Source organism: Alkalihalobacillus trypoxylicola (assembly GCF_001590785.1).
Lineage (GTDB): Bacteria > Bacillota > Bacilli > Bacillales > Bacillaceae_D > Alkalihalobacillus > Alkalihalobacillus trypoxylicola.
Window position 1 is genome coordinate 18,033 of record NZ_LTAO01000002.1, and the last position, 23,798, is coordinate 41,830.

A 23,798-nucleotide genomic window follows, 5' to 3' on the forward strand; every position below is an offset into this window, starting at 1 on the left:
GGAGGGGCTGTTGGATCATGCAAAAGTGCAAAAAATGGGCAAAAAATAAGATTTCGCTTATTAGTCTATCATTTTTAGTCTTCATTCTCTTTCCAATTGTCGTAGCAGCTAATGATGGCTCCTCTGAGAATCTTGAAGAGGAGGAAGGTATAGAGACCGTTGATGAAGGCGAGGATATTTTTACAGAAGAGGAACTACCGGTTGTAACTGTAGAAGAGCTCGCTTCTTTGAGAGAGGACTTTCAGAATGAGGATGTTACCAATTACTTGGAGACTATGGAGCTAATAAGTGAAAACCAATTTTTGTCTCTTTATTTCAAAGCTAGTACGACAGAGATTGCTGTAGTAAATAAGTCTTCTAATCAAATATGGTTCTCTAACCCAATAGATTTAGAGAGTGATAGTTTAGTTGGGGGTGAAAATAAGGAGCATTTACGGTCTCAGATTTCATTTACGTATTACAGTTCCAATGGGCAGACAACAAGAATGAACAGCGCGAAAAGTGTCAATGATGGACTAGTTGAATATGAAAAGGTTGAGAACGGAATAAAAGTCATCTATTCATTCGGACAATCTAAAAGTGGACTGGAAAGAATCCCTGAAAAAATAACAAAAGAAAGATTTGAAACCGTTATCTTAAATAAAATTGAAGATGAAAAGGCAAAGAATGATTTAGAAAAAAGGTTTGCTTTTAATGAAGAAGAACAAATTTATGAAAGAAGAGAGGCTTCTTTTCCTGTTGTTGTAGTTGAACGGACGATTCAATTGTTTGACGAAATTGGTTATACAGAGGAAGAGCTTGCTGTGGACTTACTTGAATTTGAACAAGGAGTGTCAGAGGAATTAGATGTTCCTTTCTTTACAATACCGATTGTTTATAAGCTTGAAAATGAGCATTTTAACGTTTCTTTCCTCAGTGATGAAATGGAGCAAAATGAAAAATATCCGATTAGCGATTTAATGATTTTACCGTTTTTTGGAGCGGCAAATGAGCATAAAGAGGGTTTTATGTTTGTGCCTGATGGTTCAGGTGCTTTAATTCATTTAAATAACGGGAAGTCCAATTACCAGCGTTTTTCAGCTCCTTTATACGGAAGAGATCAAGCAAATTTTAGCAGACAAAGAATGGAAGTAAGTGAGCCGGTCAGGTTGCCTGTTTTTGGCATGAATCAAAAGGAAGGAGGATTCCTCGCTATCATTGAAGAGGGAAGTGGAATTGCCTCAATAGAAGCGGATGTAGCAGGAAGATTAAATTTATATAATTCAATCTTTACTACCTTTAAATTGAAAGAAAGTGGAGAAGTAACATTAAGTGGAGGAGAAAGAGAAAGTACTGTAGCTCTCTACCAGCTAGAGGATTTTAAAGGGAATATCTCTATAACGTATGCTTTCCTTCAAGAGAATGCCTCTTATGTAGATATGGCTGAATATTATCGCGACCACTTATTTAGTAATCATGAATCCGAAGCATTGATAGGAGATAAGCCATTTTACCTTGAATTAGTCGGTTCTATTTGGAAAAGGAAAACATTTTTAGGGATTCCATATAAATATTTGGAGCCATTAACGACATTTGATGAAGCAGAAATTATTTTAGAAGAATTATTAGAAGGTGAAATTGCCAATATTCACTTGCGGTACACTGGGTGGTTCAACGAAGGAGTTGATCATAAGTTACCAACAAAGATTAATATTGATCGAAAGGTTGGAGGAGAGGCTGGTTTTCAAAGGCTCTCGCAATTTATCGATCAAAAGGGTTTAGGTTTTTATCCGGATGTGGCCTTCACACATGTTCATCGTTCTTCTTTTGATTTTAGTCCGTCCAAGGATGCTTCCCGCTTTATTACACGAAGAGTAGCGGAGGTCTATCCATATAACCCAGCAAGTTTTTTAAGAGATACTGAAAAAACTCCTTTTTATGTGCTGTCTCCGTCACTACTACCAAGTGTAATAGATGAATTCTCACAATCTTATAGTGAGCTAGGGTTAGTAAGCCTCTCACTACGAGATTTAGGTTATTATATGAACTCCGATTATAGACAAAATGCGGTCGTCAATAGAGAGGAAGCTAGAATCATCCTAGAAGAGCAATTTAAATACCTAAACGAGCAATTTCCTAATCTTATGGCTTCCGGTGGAAATGCTTTAGCTTTTCCTTATAGTAAGCATCTTTTAAATATACCGTTATCAAGTAGTGGATATAATATAACCGATCGTAGTATCCCTTTCATTCAAATCGTTTTACATGGTCACAGAGAATATGCGAGCTATCCTATCAATCTGGCTGCCGACCAAAATATACAAAAACAAATGCTCCGATTGCTAGAAACGGGGTCGAGTCCGTACTTTAAATGGTTTTATGAGGAACCAGCAATTGTGAAGGATACAGAATTTAATGATTTAATGTCATCTCATTATCAATTATGGATCGATGATGCGATTTCCATGTATCAAGAAGTGAATCACGTTTTAAAAGCAGTGAGAAATCTCCCAATAATGGGGCATGAAGAAGTGGAAAAGGGCTTATATCGTACACAATATGGAGAAGAAGCGGCCGTTTGGGTAAATTATAATTCTTATCCGATCGAAATAGATGGAACCGTAATAGAGCCAGAAAATTATTTATTTCGAAAGGAGGGGTAGCTCATGATTTTAAAAAGAAAGCTTTCGTTAGAAACGAAAAAAGGTTTATGGGGGTGGGTTTTTATTGCACCCTGGATATTTGGGTTTTTGTTTCTGTTCGCTATCCCCTTGTTTCAATCACTTCAATATAGTTTTAGTCAACTAAGTTTGAACCCAGATGGGATTTATTTAAATTTTCTTGGCTTTGATAACTATATAAATGCGTTATCTCAGCATGTGGAATACAATCGAACCTTAGTAGAAGCTTTATTGGACATGGTTATTAATGTGCCACTTATTGTTATTTTTAGCTTATTTGTAGCCGTATTGCTTAACCAGAAATTTAAAGGAAGAATGATAGCAAGAGCTATTTTTTTCTTACCAGTTATTTTGGCATCTGGTGTGATAGCGAATATAGAAAGTGGCGATTTTCTTCAATCCGCTATGCAATCTCAAGCGAATACGGAAACGGGCTTGCAAAGCTTTCAATTAACACGATTACTAATTGAGGCGGGAATGAATCAGGTCCTAGTTGATTATTTAACAGGAGCAGTCGATCGAATCTATGAAATGGTTAGTGCTTCAGGTGTTCAAATTATTATATTCTTAGCTGGTTTACAGGCGATCCCTCCCTATTTATATGAAGCTTCGAAAATAGAGGGAGCAACAGGCTATGAAGCATTTTGGAAAATTACATTCCCGATGATTAGTCCTTTAATATTAACCAATGTTATCTATTCGGTAATCGATTCATTTACAAGTAATAACATGACTACCTTAATTCAAGAGACTGCATTTTCTCAATTTAATTTTGGATTAAGCGCAGCGATGTCTTGGATTTATTTCGTATTAATTTCAATTATCTTAATCATTACTACTTACTTCATCTCAAAAAAGGTGTTCTATCAAACGTAAACGTTATGAAGTCCTTGTAAAGGAGGGAGTTCATTGAGTACTCCTACAGTAAATAAACGGTTAAAAGATAAGGTCATCCGACCTTATCAACGGTTGACATCGAAATGGCTAAATGTAGAAACCACTAAAAATATAATATGGAGCTTTGTGAGGACCTTTTTAATAGTCGGCCTTTCATTTGTTATTCTATACCCCATCTTTCTCAAGCTGTCGATCGCCTTTAAACATAAGGATGATATTTATGATCCGACGGTTGTTTACATTCCTAAACATTTCACACTAGAAAACTTCCAGTATGTTATTGAAACGATGAATTATTTACAAGTCTTAGTTCAGTCTTTCTTTCTATCAGGAGGAACGATGATTTTAACAACTATTGCTTGTGCTTTAGCGGGTTATGGCTTTGCGCGCTTCAAGTTTAAAGGAAGAAATCTATTGTTTGCACTTGTCATTTTAACGATACTAGTTCCTCCGCAAACCATTATGGTTCCAACCTATATTAATTATCGTGACTTTGATATTTTGGGAATAATCGGCCTTTTCCAATCAGGTCAGGGAATTAATTTAATAGGAACTTATTGGCCGTTTATCATTTCTTCTATTACAGGAATGGGTTTAAAGGCAGGATTGTTTATTTTTATTTTCCGTCAATTTTTTCGAGGCTTTCCTAAGGAGATTGAGGAAGCAGCTGAAGTAGATGGAGCAGGAGTTTTTCGAACCTTTTTTACCATTATGCTACCAAATGCTGTTCCGGCAATTATAACAGTTATGTTATTTTCATTTGTTTGGCAATGGAATGATATTTTTTATACAACGATGTTTTTAGATAATGCAAGAGTCATGTCCATGCAGCTCCAAACGGTTGGAGCCACAATAGCTCATCAAATTTCAACTCAGTCTGGAGGTGGAGTTGGAGGAGTCGACCCATTTTATGTATCGATGTTAGTGAATACGAGTATTCTTTTAGCGATTTTGCCACTTATCATTTTGTATTTATTTGTTCAGCGCCATTTCGTCGAAAGTGTCGAAAGAACCGGGGTTGTGGGTTAACCGAAAAAAGGAGAGTGACCTTAATGAAAAATTTGTTCGTAAAGGGAATGACCTATGGTTGGAATTCAAAAAGAGGAGATTATCGAAGTGAAGAAGCGATAGAATCGATGAAAAAATTAAAAGAGACAGGTAGTGAATGGATTGCACTCTCTTTCTACACATTTCAAGAAACGATATATTCTACAGAAATTGTATTTGATTATGGTTATACCGTGACAGACCGCGATATTGAGCATGCGGTTTTGCAGGCTAAACAATTAGGGCTCAAAGTCTGCTTAAAGCCAGTAGTCAACTCTAGAGATGGAATTTGGAGAGCTCGAATCGGCTTTCCAGAAGAAGCAAGCTCTTATTGGGATAAATGGTTTTATTCTTACATCAACTTTATCCTACATTATGCAGAATTAGCGGAGGAGCTTGAGTGTGAAATGTTCTGTATAGGGTGCGAGATGGTTAATGCGGAGCCACATATTGAATATTGGAGCCAATTAATTAGGGCCGTAAGAAACATTTATAAGGGGCCTCTTATTTATAATGCAAACCATGGTAAAGAAGAAAATATCGATTGGTTTGATCAGGTCGATATTATAGGAACAAGCGCTTATTATCCAGTTACAGAAAAAATGGGTGATAGTGAAGAAGTGATGGTTTCAAATTGGTTAAAAGTTCGTGAAAAAATGCAAAGACTTCACGAACGGTTTCAAAAGCCTATTTTATTTGCTGAAATTGGTTGTAGAAGTGCTTCAGGTTGTTCCCAGATGCCATGGGATTTTGAGCATACAGATTTGCCCTTTGATGAAGAGGAACAGGCTGCTTTTTATTCTTCGGTAATGAGAGTATTCTGGGATGAACCTTGGTTTGTAGGCTTTTTTTGGTGGGACTGGAGTACGAAGTTATATAAGTTCAATGAAGCGAAAGAAAATACGGGCTTTGATATTTATGGAAAAAGTGCTGAGGTTGTATTAAAAAACTGGTACTCAAAAAAATAAATTTTGGGAGGTCATAATGAAGATTGAAAAAAGAAAGATAGTACTTAATCAACTTGGTTATTTGTTGGATAAAGAAAAGAGAGCGATATCAACAGAAGCATCTCCATTTTCGGTTGTAGATAAGAACACGAATTCTATCGTATTTAGTGGAGAGGCATTTGGGCCTATTTTCGACCAGGCGAGCTCTGAGCAAGTTTATGTATTAGACTTTTCTGATATTCAGGAAGAAGGGGACTATTATATTAAGCAAAGTGAAAGCAAATCATTATCGTTTCCTATTTCAGAAAAACCTTATGAGTCTCTACAAAATGGGGTATTAAAAGCCTTTTATTTCTTGAGATGTGGTATGGAGTTAAAGGAGGAATATGCAGGAGTTTGGAAGCATAAGGCCTGTCATACATCAAAAGGGAAAGTTTTAAATGAACCTCATTTAGAGCTTGATTGTAGTGGAGGATGGCATGATGCAGGGGATTATGGGAAATATACGGTAGCGGCAGCGAAGGCATTAGCAGACTTATTGCTTGCTTATCAAACGTATCCACAATCCTTTTTAAGTACTATTTCTATTCCTGAATCTGATGGAATCATTCCCGATATTCTCCATGAGGCTCGTTATGAGCTTGAATGGTTATTAAAAATGCAAAATTTAAGAGATGGGGGCGTGTTCCATAAAGTAACAACTCTTGCCTTTCCAGGACTTGACGTTATGCCAGAGGAGGATGAGCATGACCTTTATCTTTGTCCTGTATCTTCTACAGCAACGGCCTCCTTTGTTGCGGTATTAGCACTTGCTTCAACCGTTTATCGAGCAATAGATGAAGCTTTTTCGATTCGATGTTTAGAGGCGGCTCGTAAATCCTGGAGCTGGTTAGAGTCGAACCCTGAGATGGTTTTATTTAAAAACCCTGAAGAAGTTTCAACGGGTGAGTATGGCGATTCTTCAGATTTAGATGAGCGCTATTGGGCAGCAGCTCAAATGTATCATGCAACAAAAGAGGAAGTCTATCACCATGCATTCAAGGAGCTATTTCTCAAGGATTTTAAGAAATGTGAATTAGGTTGGACGAATGTAAGTGGGTATGGAACATTGTCTTATCTTAGTTTAAATATAGCAGAAGCTGATGATTCCATACAGAATGAATTAAAAAGAGAATGGGTAGGGTTAGCGAATGCTTTGCTACAACAAAAAAAGACAAATGGATATCCGACAAGCTTAAGAGAAAATGATTTCATTTGGGGTAGTAATATGGTGTTATTGAACCATGCGATGACTTTACTTTATGCCTTTCATTTTTCTGGAAAAGAAAGCTTTGAGCAAGGTGCCTTAGCTCAATTGGATTATTTACTTGGCTGCAATCCGTTAGGTTATAGTTATGTGACGGGCTTCGGGGCAAATTCTATTCAAAACCCTCATTATCGACCGGCCGTTGGAGATGGAATAGAAGCGCCTATTCCGGGAATGATTGCCGGAGGCCCTAATAAAGGATTGCAAGATGAATATGCCAAGCAAGTATTGGACGGTTATCCTCCTTCAAAATGTTTTGTCGATCACCAAGATAGCTATTCAACAAATGAAATTACAATATACTGGAACTCTCCAGCGATATTTGTGTTAGCACATTTTAATGATCTTGATATAAATAAAAACGATATTTAAGCAAAGAAGGTTATTAGATTTGATTTGTATCATTTTAAAGATTCTATAGTAGCTGGGACAAAACGTCATTTAAAACATCACTAAAGAATATTAGGAAAATGTGTAATGGTAACAAACATCCATAACGAATTAGGAACCCTCCTTTTTTGGAAAAAGGAGGGTTTTTGAACGGATAAATTCCCTATGAAAGACGTAAGCTAGCGGACACAAGACACGGAGACTCCAGTGGGAAATAGTGGCCATGCCGAAATCCACTTTTAAAAAAAGTTAGTTCGGCGCCATCCCACCGGACGCGAAGTGTCTTAGGGGAGCGAACAGGCGGGGACCTAGAATGGTATAATCATTTATTCGTGAGTCATTTTCTAATCAATCATTTAAAAAGAGGGAAAAACTCGACAATAACCGAAAAGAGTACTAATTTAAAGGGAAGTAATCTTTTAAAAAACAAGTCAGTTTTTTTCACGATAAAAGGGGGGCACTTGTGAATCTCGGAAATGAATATTTAAAAATTGTACAAGATAGATTTCAAAGCATAAAAAGTCTCGGGGATAAAACGATAAGTCAATTGTCAGAGAAGGATATTCATTGGAAATACAATGAGACTTCAGATAGCGTTTCAATTGTTGTCAAACATTTAAGTGGAAATATGATATCTAGATGGTCTGACTTTTTAACGACTGATGGAGAAAAAGCTTCAAGAAATCGCGATCAGGAATTTGTTGATGACAAAACCTCGAAACAGGAAATGATTTTTATTTGGGAAAAGGGATGGAACATACTTTTAGATACATTGAAAGGATTAGAAAATCAAGATTTGTTAAAAAAAATAACTATTCGAGGTGAACACCACACTGTGATAGAAGCAATCGAAAGACAAATGGCTCATTACTCTTATCACGTTGGTCAGATTGTTTATATTGGCAAGCTAATAAAAGATGTGAATTGGGAAACCCTTAGCATTTCTATAGGAAAATCAGAAGAGTACTTACAGTATAAGTTAGAAAAACATCGTTCTTAATTTTTGTTGGAATTTGGATACATTAAATTAAAGTCAAAATGATAATTTCATAAATAAAGCGCTTGGATAATCTCTTACCGAGCGCTTTATTATAAGTGAATATTCTATTTATAGTAAGCCAAGTTTATTTTAGGTTACCCTATCAATGCTCTCTCCTGATCTTTTATTTTTTGCTCTACTTTATAAAAGGTACGATTACACAAAGAAAAAATCAGTAAAGCCGTGTAACTAAAGATGAGAAGGACGGAAAAAGGAAAGTAAATGATAAGACAGCCAGCCAGTAGTAAAATAATCATACAACAGAAGCTAGTTGGAAAAAACATAATAGAATAATAAAAGGCTTGTTTTATTAGTTTGAGTATGGAAAGGTTATAGCTGACTAAGATTGGGAAAATAAAAACAGAAATAAACAATAACAAAAGAACAAGTAGAAATAATAGAGAAAGCATAATTAAATACATCATTCCAGTTTCATATTGTGATATAAATACTAAGTCTATATAGAGAATCGATGTAACAACAAAGAAAATAATACCAATAGTAAAGCTTTGCTTAAAGTTTTTTGCAAAATGCTTAAAATAGTTATTTATCGTAAAATCCTCTCCTTTTTTCCCATCCCTTATAACAGCAAAAAGGGCAGCGGTCGCAGGGAAAAAAGTAATAATAGGTAGAATCGAAATAATCCAAATAATATTAAGCAAAAAATAATTCGTAAGTTTCTCTAAAAAACGATAGAAGCCACTATCTAATACATTGTTCATAATATTCACCTTCTTTTGCTACTCTATTGGCAGCCTTGTTTTTCTGTTCTATATTTTCTAGGAGAAACGCCCTTTAGCTTTTTAAAAGTTTTAGAAAATAGTAAGGGATCTTCGTAACCGACAGCTCTAGAAATATCCCCAATTGAATGATGGGTGTCTCTTAATAATGAACAGGATTTATTGATTCGAAAATAAATTAAATACTCCTGTATGCTGCAATGAAATTGTGTTTTAAAAAGGGAGCATAAGTAACTACGGTTTAAGCCAATAGAATCGGCAATTCTACTTATTGTAATTTTATGGGAAAAATTTTGCTCAATAAATTCGACTACCTTTTGGACATAGAGACTTTTCGTATGTTTTCTAGTATCAGAATAAATGCTAGGTTCTGAAGGCTTGCTATCTCCTAATAATGAAAAAATAGAGTAGAGTGTACTTAATCCTTTAAGTTCTAATAAGGTGTGTTTCGAATGGGATAAAGATATGAATTGCTCAAATAAATGCAAAAGTTCGTTTTGATTTTGGTAAGCAAATACTGGCTGATAGGCTGACAAATTTACTTGTGATAACAAAGTGTTAGCTTGTAAGCCGTTAAAGCCTAACCAATAATAACACCAAGGATTCTCCTCATTAGCTTGAATAAAAAACGGAATATTCGGATAAATTAAAAAACCCTGACCTTTTTTTAGATGATAGGATTTATTATGAATCGTAAAAACCCCTTCTCCATCAGTCACAAAATATATTAGATAATAATGACTAATAGCTGGGCCTTGAAAATGTTTTGGTGGACAATGCTTCTTTCCATATTGATTCACATATAAATCCAAATAGTTATTTTGATTTTGTATATATTCTGAAACTTGCATGAGAAAACACAGCCTTTCATAAAAAAAGTGCAAAACTTTGATAGACTGTTTCAACTGAGATGATGGCCAAAAAGGGCGGTTGTATTTTAGGATATAAACCACTTTAACAAAGAAATTATACCATATATCCAACAGTTGTAAGCGCTTTATTTTATTTATTTATGAATGGTTCTTCCGTTTATATATATGTAATCAATTTGGTTTCATGCCCCTATGGCAACCTAGAGTGTGAAGGAGGGAGGTTGAAGATTAAATGCGATTCTCGCTATCATGTTTTAAATAATGTAAATAATGTTTGTAGGTCTCGTTTATTGGTTAATAAATCTTCTAGAGTATATTTGTCTAGTACTTGTAAGAAGGCGTGAAGCGCCTCAGAGAGAATAGATTTTAATTGGCAGGCTGAGCTAATGATGCATGTATTAATTTCTCTATCAAAACATTCAAGGATATAGAGGTTTTCAGTTTTTCTGACAACGGCTCCAATGTTAATTTTTTTTGGTTCTATCGCTAATTTAATACCACCGTTTTTTCCTCTTATCGTCTCGATGTAACCTAATTGACCAAGCTCATAAACTACCTTTCGCATGTGGTTTGTTGAAATTTTGTATATGGAGGATATTTGTTTAATACTTACTAAAGACTCATGATTAGACTGACTTCCTAAATAGATAAGGGTTCTGAGTGCATAATCGGAATAATTGGTTAAATGCATGGAATCGCTCCCTTAAAATCATTTTATAAAATAAACATACCTCAACCAATGTCTTAAGATGTGAACGAACTGTGTCTTTACACTATACTATAAGTTTTGAGAAAATAAATATGAATAGGACAGTTTACTAAAAACATCCCATGAAAATAGCGAATGAAAGGAAAGAAGTAACGAGATGAATGAACTATATTCCTTTAAAAAAATAGGTAATCATATAGAGCGAAACAATTATATCCCTTTTTTATCCATTGCTGACGAAAAAGAGGTGGTTATCTCATATCTGAACAAGGGAGACTTATTTGAATTAAATCATCAGAAAGAAACGGTTGCAGTTGCTCTTTGTATGGTTGAAAAAGACTTCATAGAAATTAAAAATATAGCCGTAATACCTTCTTATCAGGGGCAAGGGGTAGGGAAATACTTTCTCACTATGTTAGAGCATTTTTATAAAGATAGGGGAGCTGAATATATGCATGTAGGAACGGCAAATTCAAGTATTAGCAATCTAGCATTTTATCAAAGAGCTGGGTATCGTATGCGAGAGATTCGAAAAGGGTTCTTTGAAAATTATCCAAATGAAATCTTTGAGAATGGAATAAAGGCAATGGATTTAATTATGCTTCATAAAACATTGGATTGATTATAAAATAGTTGCTTTATGATTGAGGTCAATTTAACGAGGGTTTTTAACAAAAAAAGATGCGATCCTTAAAGTTAAAGATCGCATGGTTATTTAGAATTTAAGGAGATATAACATTCACTCCAGCATATTCTTGTACGATATTTTTAACATTTTGGACTTCGTCTACTTGATACGAGTAAGGAGGTGTAAAATTAGTGGTTGAGGTTGTTGGCATGCTACCTGTGCTGTTTTCAAATAGGTTATTAACTGCATTCCAATAGCCTGTCTGGTTGCTGTGCCAAAATCCTAGAGGGTTATGTGAATCTGCGAAATGGTTATTCTCTACCATAACCTCGGCACCCATTCTAGCATTGACTCCAGTATCTATTATTCCCTCAAAATAGTTATTGTATATATGAGCTTCTCCATAACGAATACTAGGCACCCTTGAATTTAAATCTTTGAAATAATTATGGTGAAAGGTTACGGTTCTGTGATAATTATCACTATCAGAGCTACCCATTAGCATAGCTTTCCATCCATCATGAACATAGTTCCAAGAAAAGGTTACATAATCTACATTACGCTTAATGTCAAAGAGTCCATCATAATAATCCTTATGAACATCTAAGCTTGCATATAGTTCATTATGGTCAACCCAGATGTGACTAGAAGGACCTTCAATACTTATGGCATCCTTATCACCAATGTTGACTTCATGTATAGTTAAATTTCTTATGATAACATTGTGAGCTCTCCAGACTTTAATGCCGATACCGTCTAGACGACCGTTATTTCCAACTCCTAGAAGCGATACATCTGAGACGTCTTTAATATCAATTTTGTTTGCAGGAGTGTTAGAAGGAGTAATCGTTCCATTAATGTATATGGTTAATGGGGTATTGTCATCTTTGTTTTTTAATGCGTTAACCAACTCTTCACCTGTTGTGACGGTCACCACATCTCCTCCAGCACCACCAGTTGTTCCACCAGCTAGTGTTGCATAACCTTGCATAGAGAAATTCGGGGAATTTGCAAATGAAACATTACTATCAGTGAATAAAACAGAAAGAAGAATCGCAGTCAACATGAACAGGCCAACACCTAACTTTTTCACAAGCCTCAGCTCCTCTTAAAATTTTTTATACCACTAAAAATAAAGCGCTTACAAAACTCACCTCCTTCTTAATACATTCATCATAAAAGGATAGGAAGAAGATGTAAATATACTATTTGGATATATTTTATAAATTTCCAAAAAATATAAATTATACCTATAACAACGTTTTCTTTCTAGATAAATAGTCCTTTTTATGAACATTATCAGGAGGATTTATTATACCAATCTTAGTAAAGATAGTTGTAATAGTTAGAAATGAGTCTAATCTCTTTATAATCTGATAGCCTGTGGTAAACTTATTTGTGAGAAAGCTCGTAGTAGCTGTTTAAGTAAAGGAGTTTAATCAATGACCAATGAAAAAGGCAATCATGAAAAACGAGTATTGATTATGGTTTCTGTTGAGGCAGAGAGGGAAATAATAAAGCAAGCCATAGAAGATATACCTTATATAGATATTGAGGTTATGGGCGTTGGACCAGCTAACGCAGCAGCCAATACGACAAAAAAGTTGATAAAAAGTAAGTATGATCTCGTCATAAATGCAGGTATCGCTGGTGGTTTCCAAGGAAGGGCAGACATAGGGTCCATTGTTATTGCAACTGAAATACAAGCAGCAGATTTAGGCTCCGAATCACCAGAAGGCTTTTTAAAGCTTGAAGAATTAGGATTAGGTCAGTCGAAAATCATGAGCGAAGTTGAAATCGCAAAGAAATGGGCAGCTCACCTCGAAAAACATTCACTACCTGTTCATATAGGGCCTATCTTGACTTTAAATACCGTTACGGGAACTGAGGCGACTACATATGCCTTAAAGGAGCGTCTTCCGGAGGCAAAGGCAGAAGCGATGGAAGGTTTTGGAGTAGCGACAGCAGCTAAATTGTTTAATGTTCCTGTTATAGAAATTAGGGCTATTTCTAATATCATTGGACCGAGAAATAAGGATGCTTGGAAAATAAAAGAAGCATTAAACCAGTTGAAAAATGCTTTTGCCGTTATAGAGGAGGTATTATCATGACCAAAATTGCTTTTTCCCCATGCCCGAATGATACATTTGTTTTTCATGCAGCCGTTCATGGGTTAATAGAGGATGCACCTAAATTAGAGGTAACCTATGCCGATATAGATAAAACAAATTATTGGGCTGCTAAGGAAGAGGGGCCTGAAATTATGAAAATATCATTTGCTGCCTTACCGTGGGTTCTCTCCAATTACCAATTAATTCCTTGTGGAGGCGCGCTAGGGCGTGGCTGTGGACCTTTAGTTCTAACGAAAAATAAAATAAAAGATGCAACAGCTCTAACCGGTAAAAAAGTAGCCGTTCCAAGTGATCGCTCGACCGCTTATTTACTTTTTCGTTTATGGGCACAACAGAAAATCCCAGGTGGTTTAGGGGAAATTGTAGTGATGCCTTTTGAAGAAATAATGCCAGCCGTTCAAAAAGGTGAAATTGCAGCAGGTTTGGTTATTCATGAAGCCCGTTTTACTTACGAGCAATATCAACTTCATCTCGTTTCAGATTTAGGTAGCTGGTGGGAAGAGGATACAGGATTGCCGATACCTTTAGGAGTAATTATCGCCAAAAGAGAATTAGATGGTGATAAAATCGCGAAATGGATTCAGGATTCTGTTCATTTCGCTTGGAAACATCCGGAATTATCTAAGAGCTATATAATGGAGCATGCGCAGGAGCTTTCAGAAGAGGTTGCTGCCTCTCATATTGATTTATATGTGAATCAATATACGGCCGATTTAGGTAACGATGGTTTTGAAGCGATTGAATCCCTATTAGGAAGAGCTATGAAGGAAGGGCTAGTTCCTGATTTTGATTTAAAGTTATTAAGAAAATAAATTTTTACATGTGTAATAGAAAAACAAAAGCGGAGGGCTTTGAGAATGCCTTCCGCTTTTTTATAGAATCAAGACTGTAAAGAGTCCACCTTTTCTTTAATGAAACGAATATTGTCCATCTTATTTTGGTAACAAGCCTCACTTAAATCAACTGGATATTCTTCAGGATGCAGTGTTCTTTTATACTCATCCCACAGGAGCTGTAGCTGAGATTGTGCATATTCTTTAATAGACTGTAAATCAGGCTTTTCATAGAGGAGCTCACCATTTTCGAAGATGATCTCTTGCAAATCTATTGCTTCAAAGTGTCGAACATGCTTGCTTAAAAACGTATGAACAGGGTGGAACATATGAAGGTTTTCTTCTTCATTAGGGTTTTCATGATCAAGAGCGATGTAATCTCCCTCAGATTTCTGTGTATAGCGATTAATAATTCGATAAACACGTTTTAAACCTGGAGTCGTTACTTTTTCTGGGTTCCCACTAATCTTAATCGTATCGACCATTTCCTTATGTTCATTTTCAATAGACACAAGCTTGTATACGGCACCAAGTGCTGGTTGGTCATACGCAGTAATTAACTTGGTGCCAATTCCCCATATGTCAATTTTAGCACCCTGCTGTTTGAGGTTAATAATGGTCGATTCATCTAAATCATTAGAGGCGACAATTTTTACGTCAGGAAATCCTGCTTCGTCCAACATGATTCTAACTTTTTTAGATAGGAATGCTAAATCCCCACTATCTAATCGTACTCCTCTAAAATTAATTTTATCACCAAGCTCTTTAGCAACCTTGATAGCGTTCGGAACTCCTGATTTTAAGGTGTTGTATGTATCAACTAAAAATACACAATTTTTGTGACGCTCTGCATATTTGTGAAAAGCAATATACTCATCTCTATAAGCTTGAATCATAGAATGAGCATGTGTCCCTGCAAGTGGAATATTAAACATTTTACCTGCTCTTACATTAGAGGTAGCGTCAAAACCACCAATAATCGCAGCTCTTGTACCCCAAACCGCAGCATCCATTTCTTGAGCCCGTCTTGTGCCGAATTCCATAACCGTTTCATCACCTAAAAGGTGTTTGATTCTGGCAGCCTTAGTCGCGATAAGTGTTTGGTAATTAATAATATTTAAGATAGCTGTTTCAATGAGCTGTGCCTCTACGAGAGGTGCTTCAATACGTAGTAATGGCTCATTACCAAATACAACCTCGCCTTCCTTCATCGACCTCACTGTGCCAGTAAAAGTAATCGTTTTTAAATAGTTTAAAAAATCTTCTTTGTATCCTTGTTCTTTCAAATAGTCAATATCTGTATTGGTAAAGTGAAAATGGTTTAAGTAATGAATAACCTTTTCTAAGCCAGCAAAAATCGCAAAGCCGTTTCCAAAGGGGAGCTTTCGAAAAAATAGCTCAAAAACCGCTTTTTTCTCATGAATCCCATCTGCCCAATAGGTTTCGGCCATGTTTATTTGATACAAATCTGTGTGCAAAGCTAAACTGTCATCTCGATATTCCTTAATCATAATAAACCTCCAGAAGTTAAATACAAATTTCATGATGATAACCTTTTGTCATTACTAAATGGATGTAATGATTCGTTAGATTGTTTTTATTGAAGCACCAAGGCTATTTTTGAAGTGTCTTAAAGCCCAGGCATGACCGTCTGAATCAAAGCTAGCAACGGCATTATCATAAATCACGATTTCAAAACCTTTGTTGTATGCATCTATTGCAGTATGAAGCACGCAAATATCAGTACATACTCCTACTAGGTGAAGTTGAGTCACTCCATTTGCCCGTAATTTTAACTCCAGATCAGTACCCACAAATGAAGAATATCTTGTTTTGTCCATCCAATTTACGTGAGGAAGCTGCTCGGATTGTTTATATAATTCTGAAAGACCTCCGTATAATTCTCTACCTTCTGTGCCAACTATATTATGAGCAGGGAAGAGCTTAGTCTCGGGATGTAATGGATCATTTTCATAATGAGTATCAACAGCAAAGATAGTAAGGTGACCTTGCTCGATAAAAGTGTTGGAAATGCTAATTAGCTTTTCTTCTATTAATTGTCCGGGCTCTCCACAGGTTAGAGCACCATTAGAAGCAACAAAATCAACGGTATAATCAATAATAATAAGAGCTTTTTTTGACAAGATGAATACCCCCTTATTGTATACTTAATTCTTTCTTTTATTATAAACTCTTTTTTATTTTAAAAAAAGTCAGAGTTCCTTCGGTTTAAATGAGACTGCCGGTGAAAATGAAAAGATATTAATCGAACCAATTATGAACGATTTTTTTATTTAATAAAAACGGGCAGTTAGAAATGTTTGGCTAAGGAATATAGACTCATACATTCATTTGACAGAATAAAAATTAGTCGTTATTATAGGGGTACAGGGTATAAGTATAAGGTTTAGGAGTGTGTTGCAATGAATCATAATACTGATAAAAAAACGAAACAACCGAATAAACAGCAACTATTAAACCGATTAAAACGTATTGAAGGGCAGGTACGCGGTGTTCATAGTATGATCGAGAATGATCGTTATTGTGTAGATATTTTAAATCAAATCGCTGCCATTCAAGCTGCCATGAATAAAGTTTCTCTCGCTTTAACAGAGGATCATACCCATCATTGTGTTTCAAAAGCTATAAAAGAAGGCAATGGTGAGGAAGCGATTGATGAATTAATGGATGTTTTGAAAAGGATGCTCAAATAATAAGGAGGTTTTTTAAGATGAAAGAAGTAATTAAAGTAGAAGGCATGTCTTGTGGACATTGCGTAAAAGCGATAGAAGAGAATGTAGGAGAGTTAAAAGGAGTTTCAGCTGTTACCGTTGATTTATCAAGCGGTAAAGTAGAAATTCAGTTTAATGCTGATCAAGTATCTTTATCAGATATTGAAAAAACCATTGAAGAACAAGGTTATGAAGTGAAATAATTTTGCTTGAAAGAGAGGCTTTAGAATTCAGTGAACTAGAATGGCTAAAGCCCTTTTTTATTCTGATTTTGTAAGGATCCGGAGGTGAGAATATGGCTCAAAAAGAAACTACCCTACAAATTGAAGGGATGACTTGTGCTGCATGTGCTAACCGAATTGAAAAGGGATTATCTAAGGTTGAAGGTGTACAAGAGGCGAATGTCAATTATGCACTAGAGAGATCCGTTATTAAATACGATTCGGAAGTCGTTGATAGAGGGAAATTAGAAGAAGTCGTAAATAAGCTAGGGTATTATGCGTTACAAGAAAAGGATGAGGAAGAAAGAGAGAGTCTTAAAGAGAGATCTTATGAAAAGCTAAAAAGTTTATTTCTTTTTTCAGCGTTATTAACTTTGCCTCTTTTTTGGACAATGGTGACTCATTTTGAATTCTTATCATTTTTATATATGCCTAGGATATTTGCTGAACCTTGGATTCAGTTTGCTTTAGCGACACCTGTACAATTTGTAGTAGGAGCCACTTTTTACAAAGGGGCCTTTCATGCCATAAAAAATAAAAGTGCAAATATGGATGTTCTCGTTGCATTAGGGACAAGTGCTGCCTATTTTTATAGTATTTATTTAATGTTTGAAGCTAGAGCAACAGGTCATGAAGGTATGGTTGATTTGTATTTTGAAACGAGTGCGGTCATTATCACATTAATCATGCTAGGTAAGCTTTTTGAAACAAGAGCTAAAGGGAGAACCTCTCAAGCTATTAAGCAGTTACTAAATTTACAAGCGAAACAAGCTCTTGTTATTCGTAATGGAGAAGCTGTGACCATTGCCATTGAAGAAGTAGTGGTAGGTGATAGGGTCGTCGTAAAACCAGGTGAAAAAATTCCAGTTGATGGTACAGTCATTGAGGGATATTCAGCTGTAGACGAATCAATGATAACAGGAGAAAGTATTCCCGTTGAAAAAAAGCCTGGTATGGAAGTAATCGGAGCGACCTTTAATACGAATGGCTCTATAAAAATGAAGGCAACAAAGGTTGGCCGTGACTCTGCGTTAGCCCAAATTATAAAAGTCGTAGAAGAGGCGCAGGGCTCAAAAGCTAATATTCAACGATTAGCCGACAAGGTCTCAGGGGTATTTGTACCAGTCGTCATCGTTTTTAGTATCATTGTTTTTTGCATTTGGTATTTCTTTATTGAACCTGGAAATATCAGTTCTGCATTAATCCCAACCATTTCTATATTAGTCATCGCATGCCCATGTGCATTAGGGCTAGCGACTCCGACGTCTATTATGGCTGGATCAGGGAGAGCAGCAGAGATTGGGCTTCTATTCAAAAGCGGAGAGCATTTAGAGAGTGCTCAGTCAGTAGATACCGTGGTTTTAGATAAGACAGGGACTATTACAAAAGGAGAACCAACCTTAACTGATATTATTTCTTGTAATCAGAGCCAAAAAAATCAACTGTTAAAACTCGTTGCATCAGCAGAAAGTAAATCTGAACATCCTTTAGCCCAAGCAATAGTTAGACAAGCAAAGAACCAAAGTTTGTTAATCGATGAGCCGAGCTCTTTTATGGCCATTCCAGGAGGGGGCATTTCTGCGACGGTAAATGATTACGAAATTTTAGTAGGAACTAGAAAATTATTTGAAAAAGAGTCAATTAATTATAAACAAATGGAGCCAACTTTATTGCAATTAGAAAAACAAGGGAAAACAGCTATCCTTGTAGCAAAAAATCAAGAATTATTTGGAATCATGGCTGTTTCAGATGTGATAAAGGAAAGCTCAAAATCTGCAATAAATAGACTGAAAAGACTTGGATTAGATGTTATCATGCTTACTGGTGATAATGAACGAACCGCAAAAGCGATCGCTGAAGAGGTAGGTATAAAAAAAGTGATTGCAGAGGTTGTTCCTGAACAAAAAAGCGCTCAAATTAAAAGGCTACAAGAGAATGGAAAAATAGTAGCAATGGTAGGAGATGGCATTAATGATGCTCCGGCATTGGCGGTTGCTAATGTAGGAATGGCAATTGGAACAGGAGCAGATGTAGCTATTGAAGCAGCGGATATTGCATTGATGAAAGGTGATTTACATTCCGTTAGTGACGCTATTTTGATGAGTAAAAAAACAATGAAGAATATTAAAGAAAACTTATTCTTCGCTTTTATATATAATTCTATCGGAATTCCTATTGCTGCATTAGGGCTGTTAGCTCCTTGGTTAGCTGGAGCTGCAATGGCTTTTAGCTCAGTATCAGTTGTGTTGAATGCGTTGCGTTTACAGAAATTCTCCTTAAAAAAGCTCCAAGGAGGGGAAGAGCATGTCTAACCCGAAAAAAGCTATCTTGCTTGCAATATCTTATTTAGTAATCGTTGTCGTCATTTATGTGATCATAACAGGTGAAAATCCATTTAAGCCAGTGGATCACATGAATGAACATCATCATAGTCAAGAAAACATAATACTTTTAGAGGCAGGGACAAAACCTGTTATTAGATCATTTCATATAACGAAATTTGAAATGATAGGTAATAAGTGAATACAACAAACAACTAACAGGCCCTTCCTTCTTTTAAGTAAGAAGGAGGCCTATTTCATTTGAAGAATCTCTAGGTAATTAGGTAACTTAGCGGACAAAAGGCACGGAGACACCAGTGGGGTGAAGAGGCTGCCAAATCGACTTTTTAAACTTGCCAGGCACCCATCGGGCGTGAAGTGTCTTGAGGGAGTGAAAAGCAGCTGAGTAAGTTTTTGACATGAATGAAAGAATTTAATAAGGTAACAACATAAAAGAAAGTAAATTAGAACTGAGGAATGTAAATTGGATACGATGTTAAGAGCCATACAAAACAGAAGAACCATACGTAAGCTAAAAGCTCAATCTTCACTAACTGTACAAGAAATCAAAGAAATACTATCAACCGTAGTAGATTATGCACCTACTGCCTTTCATTCACAAAGTAGTAGGGTTGTTTTATTGATGAATGAGCATCATCGTACATTTTGGAATATGACAGAAGAAATGATGAAGCAGGTCTTAACACCTGAAAAATTTTCACTATCGCAAAAGAAGATAAAAGGGTATGCAAGTGGCTTTGGAACCTTACTTTTCTTTGATGATGAAAAGGTAACAGAAAAGGTTAAAAACCAGAAGGATCCGCGGTTTGAACAACAATTTGTAACTTGGGCCGATCAATCTTCAGCAATGATGCAATTTGCTATTTGGACCATTTTTTCAGAAAAAGGGTTAGGTGCGTCTATTCAACATTTTAATCCTCATATTGACCACGCATGCAGGGAGAAATGGGGATTGCCAGCAGAATGGAGATTAATTGCTCAAATGCCGTTTGGAGATATCGATGAAGAGCCAATTCAAAAGGAGACTTTACCAACTGATCAAAAGCTCAAAATTTTAGAATAACTCTTTCTATCGGATTGACAATGATAATCTTTCTCGATTAAGATAACATTAATAATATTAACAAAAGAGGGGATTATACGATGTTTATTCAAAATAAGGATTTTGTTGTTAAAGAAGGTACATCTCAGCTTGTGGTAGACAGATTTAGTGGGAAAGGTATTATTGAGGAGCAACCAGGTTTTTTGGACATGAGTGTTCTAGTCAAAAAGCAAAGACGCGGGGATGAAGAAGTTATCGTTATGATTCGCTGGGAATCTGAAGAGGATTGGAAAAATTGGGAGAAGAGCGATATTCATTTAGAAGGCCATCGTCAAAGTCGCGGTAAACCAAAGCCAGAGCATATTATTGATTTCAAACAAAACGTCTATGAAGTAAAGGCCTTTAAAACAGCTCCACAATAAGAAATGAAAATGAGAAACAGCGACAGTTAACTTAAACGAGTTGACTGTCTTTTTTTATTTAAAAAGAGGAAGGCGAAGAGGAGTACTCTATTCGACTGTAATAAGAGTCAAAGCGATGGAATAGTCAAAAGGGAGAGCTCTATTCACCCGAATAAAGAAAATTCGACAAAAAGAAATCAAATAGAAGCTTTCATTTAGCCCGAAATGACAGCCACAGCATTGGAACGGTCAAAAGGGAAAGCTCTATTCACCCGAAAAAAGAACCACACCACAAAAAACGGTTAAAAGGAAGGCTACATTAGACAGTAAAAAGTAGTCTAATTACACAAATGGCTCATATGATGTTAGGGAGATGACTTGTCTTTTTAAGGGAAAATTAATAATAAAAAGGTAGATAAATGATACACTTCCTTTATAATAAGAAGCAGTGTTGTTTGAGTTACTTTGGTTAGTAGTCGTTAGTAGTTTTTTATGTAAAGATAGGAGTAGATATTTAATGGAGAGTGCTATTCAGCTTGCAGAATGGATTCAATTTTTGTTGTTAGGATTAATTCAAGGGATAACTGAGCCGATTCCTGTCTCCTCGAGTGGACATTTAGTGTTAGCTCAACATTTTTTAGGGTTAGAAAGTGAAGGGTTAACGTTTGAAATATTAGTGAATTTTGCTTCATTATTTGCGGTCATCTTCATATACCGAAATGACTTGTTTCGATTAATTGGTGGAGCATTAAAGTATTTGCAAACGAGGAAACCTGAGTATGAAAGTGATTTTCGCTTTTGGGTTTATTTAGTAATTGCAACAGTTCCTGCTGCCATAGCTGGACTGTTACTAGAGGATTGGATTGCTACGCAGTCTAGTCATATTGGTGTTATTGCCGTCGCTTTACTTGTGACGGGTGTTGCTTTGTTTATCATTCGGAAGTTAAAAGGTAAAAAGACTGAATCACAAATTACAATGAAGGAAGTCATTATAGTAGGTTTAGCGCAAATGGTCGCCCTTCTTCCAGGGATTAGCCGTTCAGGGGCTACTATTGTGGCAGCGATGGGGGTAGGCTGGACGAGAGAAACTGCGTTACGATTTTCATTTTTTCTCTATATCCCTGTAAGCTTAGGTAGTGGAATATTAGCATTGCGAGATGTCTTTAGTGACCCAGCTATTGCAGAAAAAGCCTTTCCTTATAGTATTGCATTTGTTGCTTCATTGGTTGCGTCCTATTTTGCATTGAAAATTTTCATCAATATTATGAAAAGTGGAAAGCTCATTTACTTCTCTATTTATTGCTTTATTGTTGGTTTCGGTGTTCTTGCTTATTTAGCAATGATATCATAATTTTTAATAAGCCTGCTCATGATAAGAATATCAGAGCAGGCTTTTGAGTTATGGAGCTGTCAGTTGAACTGTTACATCGTTTGGATCCTTTAATGAAATGGTTTGCTTATATTCGGTAAAGTTTATCTGATTAGAGGATAAATGTTGCTTTATATCTTCTAAATCATTTAGGGTCGGTAGTATAATGGAGTAGTGTTGAACTCCTACGGCTTGTTTAGGTCGTTTAGGAGCTAGATGACCTGCCCAACGATTTAAACCTATATGATGATGATATTGATTGGCCGCTAAAAAGACCGCACCCATTTGTTTTGCATCCATCGTTACATCGAAACCAAGGGCTTCTTGATAAAATTGGGCAGAATCTTGTAGTGAATGAGCATGAAAATGAACATGTCCTAGCTTTGTTTTTTCGGGAAGTTTATGAAATTCTCTATCGCCAACTATTTCTAACAATTCCTGTGCATGAACAGCTTCAGTTGTCATTATATAATGACCATTTTCATCCTTTAACCATGATGACATAGGTCGATCTGCATACACTTCAATACCATTGCCATCTGGATCAGAGAGGTAAAAGGCTTCACTAACATGATGATCACCTGAACCAATCGACACCTGATAGGACAGCATATTTTTTAATAATAATCCCAGCTCTTCTCTAGAAGGAAGTAAAAGGGCAAAATGATATAATCCAGCATTTTGCTGCGCAGGTATAATAAGAGCATCTGGAATTTCTTCTAAAATGACAAGTGGCTTCGTACCGTCTGCTGTCAGGTAGGCAAGATTTTCCTCAATTTTAAGTACCTCTAGTCCGAGTATGTTTTCGTAAAAAGTAATGGAACGCTTTAATTCACTTACTTTTATTTGTATATGTCCTAATTGTACATGTTTAGGTAATTGATAAGTCATAGTTTATCACTCCTTAAGTCATTTTTGTTGTGTTACTAATAGTATGCCTTCTTTTCTTCGTAATGGTAAGTACGCACTAAAAAGTGTTATAGTTACAAAAAGGAAACTAATGAGGTGAAGAAATGGTTAATCCTATCTCCTGTAAAGCTGATACAGCTTTAGATGTTTTAGTTGGAAAGTGGACTCACAAAATTCTCTACCAATTAATAAAGAACGAGACGATGCGATTTAATGAATTAAAAAGAGCAATTCCAGGTATTACACAAAAGGTGCTAACCGCAGAGCTGAGAGAGCTCGAGGAACAAGATATTGTCATACGAAAAATCTATGCTCAAATACCACCAAAGGTTGAATACTCATTAACAGGATATGGAGCGACTTTAATACCAATACTTGAAGCAATGGATCAATGGGGTAAAAATCATAAAAAACATTTAGAAGAACTAGCGGCTGATCAAGAAAGAAGTGGAGAATCATAAGTAGTAAACAATGTGGGTAAGGAGAATTTTTCTGTTATTTCTTTGTTGAAATAGATAAACAATCGGCGAGTTAAAATAGCTGACTTCAAGGGAAAACAGATCAATCATTTCACTATTATGA

The 23,798-nt window shown here is 36.0% G+C and carries 24 protein-coding genes; 17 read left to right on the forward strand and 7 right to left on the reverse strand.

The window, feature by feature from the left end:
* Positions 1 to 17: 17 nt before the first annotated feature.
* The 6 genes from AZF04_RS03040 to AZF04_RS03065 all read left to right on the forward strand — a co-directional run bounded on the left by AZF04_RS03040 (position 18) and on the right by AZF04_RS03065 (position 8,247).
* Positions 18 to 2,642, forward strand: a complete 2,625-nt coding sequence (locus AZF04_RS03040) for a DUF5696 domain-containing protein (protein WP_061947516.1) — start codon at positions 18 to 20, stop codon at positions 2,640 to 2,642.
* 3 nt (positions 2,643 to 2,645) lie between these two features.
* A complete protein-coding gene (locus AZF04_RS03045; protein WP_061947517.1) occupies positions 2,646 to 3,536 on the forward strand; it encodes a carbohydrate ABC transporter permease in 891 nt (296 codons plus the stop codon).
* 93 nt (positions 3,537 to 3,629) lie between these two features.
* Positions 3,630 to 4,586 (forward strand): carbohydrate ABC transporter permease, encoded by a 957-nt coding sequence (locus AZF04_RS03050; RefSeq protein WP_061947595.1) that lies wholly within the window; start codon positions 3,630 to 3,632, stop codon positions 4,584 to 4,586.
* Positions 4,587 to 4,609: 23 nt separating this feature from the next.
* Entirely contained in the window at positions 4,610 to 5,572 is a 963-nt protein-coding gene (locus AZF04_RS03055; RefSeq protein WP_174522664.1) for a glycoside hydrolase family 113, read from the forward strand.
* 16 nt (positions 5,573 to 5,588) lie between these two features.
* Positions 5,589 to 7,229 (forward strand): glycoside hydrolase family 9 protein, encoded by a 1,641-nt coding sequence (locus tag AZF04_RS03060; protein WP_061947518.1) that lies wholly within the window; start codon positions 5,589 to 5,591, stop codon positions 7,227 to 7,229.
* 481 nt (positions 7,230 to 7,710) lie between these two features.
* Entirely contained in the window at positions 7,711 to 8,247 is a 537-nt protein-coding gene (locus AZF04_RS03065) for a DUF1572 family protein (RefSeq protein ID WP_061947519.1), read from the forward strand.
* 134 nt (positions 8,248 to 8,381) lie between these two features.
* On the opposite strand, the gene AZF04_RS03070 is transcribed toward AZF04_RS03065, so the two are convergent.
* The 3 genes from AZF04_RS03070 to AZF04_RS03080 form a co-directional block, all read right to left on the reverse strand.
* On the reverse strand, positions 8,382 to 9,008 hold the full coding sequence (locus AZF04_RS03070) for a YesL family protein (protein ID WP_061947520.1): 627 nt from the start codon (positions 9,006 to 9,008) through the stop codon (positions 8,382 to 8,384).
* Between the two features lie 23 nt (positions 9,009 to 9,031).
* Positions 9,032 to 9,877 carry an AraC family transcriptional regulator gene (locus AZF04_RS03075; RefSeq protein WP_061947521.1) on the reverse strand — a complete coding sequence of 282 codons (846 nt, stop codon included), beginning with the start codon at positions 9,875 to 9,877 and terminating at the stop codon, positions 9,032 to 9,034.
* Positions 9,878 to 10,145: 268 nt separating this feature from the next.
* Positions 10,146 to 10,589 carry an Rrf2 family transcriptional regulator gene (locus AZF04_RS03080; protein WP_061947522.1) on the reverse strand — a complete coding sequence of 148 codons (444 nt, stop codon included), beginning with the start codon at positions 10,587 to 10,589 and terminating at the stop codon, positions 10,146 to 10,148.
* 175 nt (positions 10,590 to 10,764) lie between these two features.
* Here AZF04_RS03080 and AZF04_RS03085 point away from each other — a divergent pair, with 175 nt between their 5' ends.
* A complete protein-coding gene (locus AZF04_RS03085) occupies positions 10,765 to 11,229 on the forward strand; it encodes a GNAT family N-acetyltransferase (RefSeq protein ID WP_061947523.1) in 465 nt (154 codons plus the stop codon).
* Between the two features lie 100 nt (positions 11,230 to 11,329).
* Here the strand turns inward: AZF04_RS03085 and AZF04_RS03090 are convergent, their stop codons facing one another.
* Positions 11,330 to 12,301, reverse strand: coding sequence for a pectate lyase family protein (locus AZF04_RS03090; protein ID WP_061947597.1), 972 nt, complete (start codon positions 12,299 to 12,301; stop codon positions 11,330 to 11,332).
* Between the two features lie 376 nt (positions 12,302 to 12,677).
* Here AZF04_RS03090 and AZF04_RS03095 point away from each other — a divergent pair, with 376 nt between their 5' ends.
* Positions 12,678 to 13,346 carry a futalosine hydrolase gene (locus AZF04_RS03095; protein WP_061947524.1) on the forward strand — a complete coding sequence of 223 codons (669 nt, stop codon included), beginning with the start codon at positions 12,678 to 12,680 and terminating at the stop codon, positions 13,344 to 13,346.
* Positions 13,343 to 14,179, forward strand: coding sequence for a 1,4-dihydroxy-6-naphthoate synthase (locus tag AZF04_RS03100; protein ID WP_061947525.1), 837 nt, complete (start codon positions 13,343 to 13,345; stop codon positions 14,177 to 14,179). The genes AZF04_RS03095 and AZF04_RS03100 overlap by 4 nt, the downstream gene beginning before the upstream one ends.
* 68 nt (positions 14,180 to 14,247) lie before the next feature.
* On the opposite strand, the gene AZF04_RS03105 is transcribed toward AZF04_RS03100, so the two are convergent.
* Together AZF04_RS03105 and AZF04_RS03110 are read right to left on the reverse strand one after the other, a co-directional pair.
* Positions 14,248 to 15,711: a nicotinate phosphoribosyltransferase gene (locus tag AZF04_RS03105; RefSeq protein WP_061947526.1), complete on the reverse strand. Its 1,464-nt coding sequence runs from the start codon at positions 15,709 to 15,711 to the stop codon at positions 14,248 to 14,250.
* 75 nt (positions 15,712 to 15,786) lie between these two features.
* Positions 15,787 to 16,344: a cysteine hydrolase family protein gene (locus AZF04_RS03110; RefSeq protein ID WP_061947527.1), complete on the reverse strand. Its 558-nt coding sequence runs from the start codon at positions 16,342 to 16,344 to the stop codon at positions 15,787 to 15,789.
* A 279-nt stretch (positions 16,345 to 16,623) separates the two neighbouring features.
* Between AZF04_RS03110 and AZF04_RS03115 the strand changes: the two genes are divergently transcribed.
* From AZF04_RS03115 to AZF04_RS03145, 7 genes are all read left to right on the forward strand, one after another.
* Positions 16,624 to 16,914 carry a metal-sensitive transcriptional regulator gene (locus tag AZF04_RS03115; protein WP_045482418.1) on the forward strand — a complete coding sequence of 97 codons (291 nt, stop codon included), beginning with the start codon at positions 16,624 to 16,626 and terminating at the stop codon, positions 16,912 to 16,914.
* A 17-nt stretch (positions 16,915 to 16,931) separates the two neighbouring features.
* Positions 16,932 to 17,135: a copper chaperone CopZ gene (gene copZ, locus AZF04_RS03120; RefSeq protein WP_061947528.1), complete on the forward strand. Its 204-nt coding sequence runs from the start codon at positions 16,932 to 16,934 to the stop codon at positions 17,133 to 17,135.
* 92 nt (positions 17,136 to 17,227) lie between these two features.
* Positions 17,228 to 19,465 (forward strand): heavy metal translocating P-type ATPase, encoded by a 2,238-nt coding sequence (locus AZF04_RS03125; RefSeq protein ID WP_061947529.1) that lies wholly within the window; start codon positions 17,228 to 17,230, stop codon positions 19,463 to 19,465.
* Positions 19,458 to 19,676: a hypothetical protein gene (locus AZF04_RS03130; protein WP_061947530.1), complete on the forward strand. Its 219-nt coding sequence runs from the start codon at positions 19,458 to 19,460 to the stop codon at positions 19,674 to 19,676. Before AZF04_RS03125 ends, AZF04_RS03130 begins: the two co-directional genes overlap by 8 nt.
* Positions 19,677 to 19,967: 291 nt before the next feature.
* Entirely contained in the window at positions 19,968 to 20,558 is a 591-nt protein-coding gene (locus tag AZF04_RS03135; RefSeq protein ID WP_064504036.1) for a nitroreductase family protein, read from the forward strand.
* Between the two features lie 80 nt (positions 20,559 to 20,638).
* Positions 20,639 to 20,959, forward strand: a complete 321-nt coding sequence (locus tag AZF04_RS03140) for an antibiotic biosynthesis monooxygenase (RefSeq protein ID WP_045482406.1) — start codon at positions 20,639 to 20,641, stop codon at positions 20,957 to 20,959.
* 496 nt (positions 20,960 to 21,455) lie between these two features.
* A complete protein-coding gene (locus AZF04_RS03145; RefSeq protein WP_061947532.1) occupies positions 21,456 to 22,289 on the forward strand; it encodes an undecaprenyl-diphosphate phosphatase in 834 nt (277 codons plus the stop codon).
* A 48-nt stretch (positions 22,290 to 22,337) separates the two neighbouring features.
* Here the strand turns inward: AZF04_RS03145 and AZF04_RS03150 are convergent, their stop codons facing one another.
* Positions 22,338 to 23,198 (reverse strand): VOC family protein, encoded by an 861-nt coding sequence (locus AZF04_RS03150; RefSeq protein WP_061947533.1) that lies wholly within the window; start codon positions 23,196 to 23,198, stop codon positions 22,338 to 22,340.
* A 122-nt stretch (positions 23,199 to 23,320) separates the two neighbouring features.
* Between AZF04_RS03150 and AZF04_RS03155 the strand changes: the two genes are divergently transcribed.
* Entirely contained in the window at positions 23,321 to 23,677 is a 357-nt protein-coding gene (locus AZF04_RS03155; protein WP_061947534.1) for a winged helix-turn-helix transcriptional regulator, read from the forward strand.
* The last annotated feature ends 121 nt before the right edge of the window (positions 23,678 to 23,798 follow it).